The 6309-nt window shown below is 73.9% G+C and carries 5 protein-coding genes; 2 read left to right on the top strand and 3 right to left on the bottom strand.

The features are described 5' to 3' along the window. Window positions 1-85: 85 nt before the first annotated feature. Window positions 86-1660 carry a cation acetate symporter gene (locus ABZ371_RS27545; RefSeq protein WP_358684421.1) on the top strand — a complete coding sequence of 525 codons (1575 nt, stop codon included), beginning with the start codon at window positions 86-88 and terminating at the stop codon, window positions 1658-1660. 109 nt (window positions 1661-1769) lie between these two features. Here ABZ371_RS27545 and ABZ371_RS27540 read toward each other — a convergent pair whose 3' ends face one another. Beyond that, the gene (locus tag ABZ371_RS27540) at window positions 1770-3227 is read right to left on the bottom strand and encodes an MFS transporter (RefSeq protein ID WP_358684419.1); all 1458 of its coding nucleotides are present in this window, start codon (window positions 3225-3227) and stop codon (window positions 1770-1772) included. Window positions 3228-3397: 170 nt separating this feature from the next. Between ABZ371_RS27540 and ABZ371_RS27535 the strand changes: the two genes are divergently transcribed. Then, window positions 3398-3853 carry a MarR family transcriptional regulator gene (locus ABZ371_RS27535; RefSeq protein WP_358684417.1) on the top strand — a complete coding sequence of 152 codons (456 nt, stop codon included), beginning with the start codon at window positions 3398-3400 and terminating at the stop codon, window positions 3851-3853. Window positions 3854-4088: 235 nt separating this feature from the next. On the opposite strand, the gene ABZ371_RS27530 is transcribed toward ABZ371_RS27535, so the two are convergent. Together ABZ371_RS27530 and ABZ371_RS27525 are read right to left on the bottom strand one after the other, a co-directional pair. Next, window positions 4089-4994, bottom strand: a complete 906-nt coding sequence (locus tag ABZ371_RS27530; RefSeq protein WP_358684415.1) for a cellulose-binding protein — start codon at window positions 4992-4994, stop codon at window positions 4089-4091. Window positions 4995-5207: 213 nt separating this feature from the next. Continuing rightward, the coding region (locus ABZ371_RS27525) for an SUKH-4 family immunity protein (protein ID WP_358684413.1) at window positions 5208-6309 on the bottom strand (1102 nt) is incomplete at its 5' end.

Below are 6309 nucleotides of genomic sequence, written 5' to 3'. Positions count from 1 at the left end.
CCCGCCGCGCCCCGGCCGGGGGGCCGGCCGAGCGCCGGCGGACGGGGGCGGGCTCGTGAACGGCTTCGACGCGTCCGCGCGGACGATGTCCCTGACCGCGTTCATCGCCGTCGCCAGCATCACCCTGCTGCTCTGCGTCATGACCGGACCGGACCGCGACGACCTCGACGAGTTCTACACCGGCTACCGCTCCCTCTCCCCCCTGCGCAACGGACTGGCCGTCGCCGGCGACTACCTCTCCGCCGCCACGGTCCTCGGCACCACCGGCATCATCGCGCTGACCGGACACGACGGTCTGGTGCTCGCCCTGAGCACCGCGCTCTCGCTCGTCCTGCTGATGTTCCTGCTCGCCGAACCCCTTCGGAACGCGGGCCGGTTCACCATGGGTGACATGCTGACCCGCCGGGCACCCGGCCGGGCGGCCCGCGTCACGTCCTGCGCGGTGACCCTCGCCGCCCTGCTGCCCCTGATGGTCGTCCAGCTCGCCGGCAGCGGCGACCTGCTCGCGTTCATCCTCGGTTTCGACAGCTCCGGCTTCCGTACGGGCTCCGTGGTCGCCCTCGGTGTCGTCATGATCGGCTACGCGGCGATCGGCGGCATGAAGGGCACCGCCCTGATCCAGATCATCAAGACCGTGGCCCTGCTCGGTGCCGGGCTCCTCGTCTCCGTACTCGTCCTGGACCGCTTCGGCTGGGACGCCGGCGCCCTGCTGGCTGCGGCGCGGACCGGGAGTGGTGCGGGCGGGGCCTACCTGCACTCCGGCCTCCAGTTCGGCGGCAGCGGCCTCGACATGATCAGCTCCGAGCTGACCGTCGTCCTCGGTGCCGCGTGCCTGCCGCACATCACCATGCGGATGACGAGCGTCCGCGGCGCCCGGGCCGTCCGCCGCTCCCTGTCCTGGGCCGTCTGTGTCGTCGTGTGCCTGTGCCCCCTGCTCGCCGTCATCGGCTTCGGCGCGGCCGCCCTCGTCGGCCACGACGCCATCACCGCCGCCGGGGCCCAGGGCAACAGCGCGATCCTCCAGGTCAGCGGTGTGGTGGCGGGCGGCGGCGCGGTGGGCGCGCTCGTCGTCACCACCATGACCACGGCGATCTTCCTCACCCTGCTCGCCTCCGTCGCCGGGATGATCCTGGCCTGTGCCAACTCCCTGGCCCACGACCTGTTCGCCCACGGACTGCGCGGCGGGAGGCAGCCGGCCGGGCGGACGGAGATGGCTGTGGCACAGGGGGCGGCGGTCGCCGTGGGCGCGCTCGCCGTGGCCCTCGCCGTCCTCGCCCGGCACTGGAACGTGCAGGCCCTCGTCACCCTGTCGTTCTGCATCGGGGCGTCGGCCATCGCCCCGGCCCTCGTGTACAGCATGTTCTGGCGCCGGTACACCCGCACCGGGCTGCTCTGCACGCTCGTCGGCGGCACGGTCTGCGTGCTCGTCCTGATCACCGGCACCGACCTGGTCTCCGGCTCCCCGGGGGCCGTCTTCCCGGACCGGGACTTCAACTGGTTCCCGCTCACCACGACCGGCCTCGTCTCCATCCCCTTCGGCTTCCTCGCCGGCTGGCTGGGGACCGTTCGCAGCCGCTCGACGGCGGCCGGGGAACGGGCCCGCTACGAGGCCGTCGAGTCCTGGATCCTGGCGGGCGCGCCACCGGCGGGGCGGGACTGACACCCGAGTCCCGGCCGGGCACCGCCCCGCCCCGGCACCGGAACGCCCGGCCTCGGCCCCCCAGGGGCCGGGACCGGGCACGGCGGGCCGGCCGGGCCGGAGGGACGCGTCAGCCCTTGACCGCGGCCACCTCGGGCGAGGCGGCGGCGTCCGGCGTGTCGCCCGTGGCGGCGGCGCCCCGGACGGCCGGGATGAACGACGCGATCACCACGGCGACCACCGCGACACCGCAGCCGACCATGAGGCCGGTGCGGAAACCGTCCTCGGAGGTGAAGGTGTAACCGCCGGTGGTGAGGGTGAGCTGGGAGAGCACCGCACCGATGACGGCGGCGCCGACCGACGTGCCGAGGGAGCGCATCAGGGTGTTGAACCCGTTGGCCGCGGCCGTCTCGGACAGCGGGACCGAGCTCATGATCAGGGCGGGCATCGCCCCGTAGGCCAGGCCGACACCGCTGCTGCTGACCATGAGGAACACCATCAGCCCCCAGGCGGAGCCCATCAGCAGCAGCGCGACGCCGTAGCCGATCGCGATGACCAGGACACCGCAGATCAGCGTGAACTTGGGACCGCGCGAGTCGGTGAGCTTCCCGCCGAGCGGGGAGACGAGCATCATCATGACGCCGCCCGGAGCCATCCAGAGCCCCGCCGCCAGCATGGACTGGCCCAGCCCGTAACCGGTGGCCTCGGGGAACTGCAGCAGCTGCGGGGCGATCAGCATGCCCGCGTACATGCCGAAGCCCACGAAGAGCGACGCGATGTTCGTGATGAGGACCCGGGGGCGGGCCGTGGTCCGCAGGTCGACCAGCGGGTCCTCGGTGCGCAGCTCCCAGAGGCCCCAGACCAGGAGCGCCACGACGGAGGCGGCGAACAGACCGATCGTCGTCGCGGAGGTCCAGCCCCACTCGGCGCCCTTGGAGATGGCGAGCAGCAGGCAGACCAGGCCCGTGGCCAGCCCCAGGGCGCCGGGCACGTCGAAGCGCTGGCCGCGCGCACCGGCCGGGACGTCCGGGATCAGGAACCAGATCAAGGTGCTGATGGTGAGGGCCAGGACGGCGGATCCCCAGAACAGCACCCGCCAGTTCGCGTACTGGGCGACCGCCGAGGCGATCGGCAGCCCGAGGGCGCCGCCGATGCCCATGGAGGCACTGACCAGCGCGATAGAGGAGCTCAGCCTCTCCTTCGGTACGACGTCACGCAGCAGGGAGATGCCGAGCGGCACCATGCCCATGCCCATGCCCTGGAGACCGCGGCCGACGATCATCGGGACGACGGAGGACGCCATGGCGCACACCACCGAGCCCAGGACCAGCGGCACCGAACAGGCGAGCAGCATCCGGCGCTTGCCCAGCAGGTCCCCCAGGCGCCCGGAGATCGGTACGCACACCGCGGCGACCAGCAGGGTGATGGTGATCACCCAGGCGGCGTTCGAGGAGGAGGTGTGCAGGATCTGCGGCAGCTCCGCGATGAGCGGGGTGACCAGGGTCTGCATGACCGCGGCCACGGTACCGGCGAAGGCCAGGGTGGCGACCACACCGCCTGATCTGCCTGCCGGCTGGGGGGCATCCATGAAGGGACTCCTCGGGGATCGTCTGCGCACAGGGCTGAGGGATGTGCATCGTACATGCTTAATGTGTCATGCATATTATGTGTCCCATGCATGCCCTGTGGGATCATGAAGGCGGGGGCCACGGAGACCGATGCGGGCCGGCCCCGGTCCGGGAGCGGGAGGCGACAGCCATGGTCAGGCCCACCTACGAGGTCGAGTACGAGCAGATGCTGCTCGGCCGTCACGAACTCGCCTACCACCGGGGCGGGCGCCACCGGAGCGCCCTCATGGAGCGCAGCGCCTACATCCTCCTGAGCCGCATACGCGTCCAGGGGCCCATGTCGATCGGTGAGTTGAGCGACGCCTTCGGCCTCGACGCGTCCACCGTCAACCGCCAGACGGCCGCCGCGGTGCGCGCCGGGCTCGCCGAGCGCATCGCCGACCCGCAGGGCGGGATGGCCCGCAAGTTCCGCATCACCGAGGAGGGCGCCCGCCTCCTCGACGAGGAGCGCGAGCGCGTGGTGCGGTCCCTGGACCGGGTCATGAAGGACTGGCCGGACGAGGACATCGCCGTCTTCGCCGGCTACCTCAAACGCTTCAACACCGACATCGAGCAACTGTCCATGCGGCCCTGGCCCCGCCCGTGACCCGGGGCGGCACCACCCCGGCCGCACACCGCTCCCCGGCCGGCCCCTCCGCGCCCCGCACACCCGGCCGGCCCGACGGCCGGTCTCCCGCCACCCCGCCGCTCCTACCGCGGCCTGCCGCGGCCTGCCGCGACACGGCGGACCACCCCGCCCACGCGCCCGGGGGGCGACGTCTCCCCACCCGGGCCCGCCACCGCCCCGGAGGCAGGGACCGGCCGGTCCCGCCCCGAGCCCGTCAGTCCCCCGCGGCCTCACGGTCCGGCACCGGGCGGCCGGTGAGCGCGGCCAGCGAGTTGCGTACGTGCGCCATGTGCGCCTGCACCTCCTCGCGGCCCTCCTCGTGTTCCCGCAGGATCCGCTCCGTCTCCCGCTCCACCCGCTCCTCGGCGACCCTCGCCCCCGCGATCAGTTCCGCCGCCTGCGCCTCGGCGTCCTCCTGGCCGTGCCGCGCGGCCTCCTCCGCCTCCGCGAGCTGCCGCCTCGCCCGGTCCAGCAGCGCGTCCGCCCGGGTCATCAGGTCCGCCTCACGGGCGGCCGCCGCCGCTTCCGCCGCCGCGATCCGGCGCTCCTCGGCCTTGGCCCGGTCGGCGTGCTCCTGCTCCTGATGGCTCAGCACGCCCGCCGTCCGGCGGCGGGTCGCCGCCATCCGCTCCTCCGCCGCGGCCCGCACCTCGTCGGCCTCCTGGCGGGCCTCGGCCAGCAGGGACTCGGCCGCGCCCCGCGCCTCGGCCAGCACGCCCTCCGCGTGGGCCTCCGCGGCCGCCCGCACCGCCCCCGCCTGCTCCCGCGCCGCCTCACGGGCCGCCCGGCCCGCCTCGTCCGCCGCGTCCCGCAGCGCCTGGGCATCCTCCAGGGCAGCACCCCGGGCGGCCTCCGCCTCGGCCTCGGCGAGTGCCAGGATCTGCTGAGCCCGCTCCCCCAGGGAGACGTACGTCTGCGGTGCCAGGGAGGCCACCACCTCGCGCAACCGCGCCGCCTCCGCCGTCAGCTCCTCGGCCAGGGCCGCCAGCCGGGACAGCCGGTCGGCGGCCTCGTCCCGCTCCGCCGACAGCGCGGCCACGACACGGTCCACCTGCTCAGGTCGGTAGCCACGGCCCCGTACACCGACGAAACCGTGCCCGGACACCGGTCCACCACTCATCCCTGAAGCCCTCTTTCCGCTCTCCGACCGCCCGGCCCTCACGCACTACGCCAAGGATGCGGCAATTGGCCCGGAAGTCGGAATCGGTCAGCCGCTTTCCGGACGGAAGCGACGGGTGTCACAGCACGCGCGCCAGGCCGCGCGTACACACCGCACCACGTGAGGCGCCCGGCCCCGCACGGGACCGGGCGACTCACGCACGACGGGGCGGGATCAGAGCAGCCCGTCCCACATCTGCTCGAGCAGGACCGACCACCAGCTCTCCGGCGACGACAGCGCGGCCGGATCGAGCGCCACCAACTGTGCCTGGAAGTCGACGGTCCAGCGGCCCGCCTGCTCCGGATTCAGCCCGTAACGCAGCCGCCACATGCGGCCCAGCAGTGCCATCGAGCGTACGAACTCCGGCAGCCCGGTGTTCACGAACTGCGGCGGCACCGGCTGCCCGCCGGGTCCCGCCTCCACCGGCACGGCGACGATGTTCGCCGTGCCGTACTGCACACAGATCGCCCGGCCGAAATCCGATCCCATCACGAGGTACGAACCCGCGTCCGAAGCCGGTTGCAGCCCGCGCTGCGCGGCCAGCTCGGCCAGCGTCGGCACCACGGGGTGGCCCGGCTGCGCCCAGAAGAACGGCCCGAAGTCGGCCGGCAGACCCGCCCAGACCAACGTCCGTGCCACGACCTCCGGCACACCCTGCCGGGACACCGCCCGCTGGTCGAAGCGCAGGACGCCGTGGGGCCCGAAAGCCCCGAGCATCTCCTCCGCCAAGGCCTCCGGCGGCAGGGCCGCCACCGGCGGCACCCGCGGCAACGGCGCCCGCACCGGAGCCGGCCGCGCCGGACCGTCGGCGACCTGATGCAACTCGCCCTGGTGGGTCAGCAGGTGCTGCATGCCCTGCTGCCGGCTCGCGTGATCGGTGCCGTACGGAGCGACGCTGGTGATCCGCACCTGCGGCCAGGTCTCCCGGATCATCCGCGCGCAGTAACCCCCGGGCAGCTCGCACGACTCGAGCTCCGTGTGCAACTCGATGACCTGCTGCGGCGGCACGTTCATCGCGCGCAGCTCGTGCAGCATCTGCCACTCGGGGTGCGGGGTGCCCGGGGCCGAACGGCGGATCAGCTGCTGCTCACTGCCGTCGGGAGCCCGGAAGCGCAGCACGGCCTGGTAGCCCGGACCGACCGTCGGCTGCCCGGAGGGCTGCGGCGGGTAGCCGTAGGCCGCGGGCGGCGTGTGCGGCCCCGGCATCCCGGGAGGAGCGGGCGGGCCCGCCATACCGGGTGCCCCGGGCGGGCCGGGGGGCTGCGGGGCGCCGGGG

This window comes from Streptomyces sp. NPDC005899 (genome assembly GCF_040629645.1).
Lineage (GTDB): Bacteria > Actinomycetota > Actinomycetes > Streptomycetales > Streptomycetaceae > Streptomyces.
Note: the sequence above shows the minus strand (reverse complement) of the source record. Positions and strands in the feature narration are given on the sequence as shown.

What these genes read in the sequence shown, in the direction of transcription:
- ABZ371_RS27535 (WP_358684417.1), top strand. Translation starts at nt 3,398, where the DNA reads ATGGTCAGGCCCACCTACGAGGTCGAGTACGAGCAGATGCTGCTCGGC.
- ABZ371_RS27540 (WP_358684419.1), bottom strand. Translation starts at nt 3,227, where the DNA reads ATGGATGCCCCCCAGCCGGCAGGCAGATCAGGCGGTGTGGTCGCCACC.
- ABZ371_RS27545 (WP_358684421.1), top strand. Translation starts at nt 86, where the DNA reads ATGTCCCTGACCGCGTTCATCGCCGTCGCCAGCATCACCCTGCTGCTC.
- ABZ371_RS27530 (WP_358684415.1), bottom strand. Translation starts at nt 4,994, where the DNA reads ATGAGTGGTGGACCGGTGTCCGGGCACGGTTTCGTCGGTGTACGGGGC.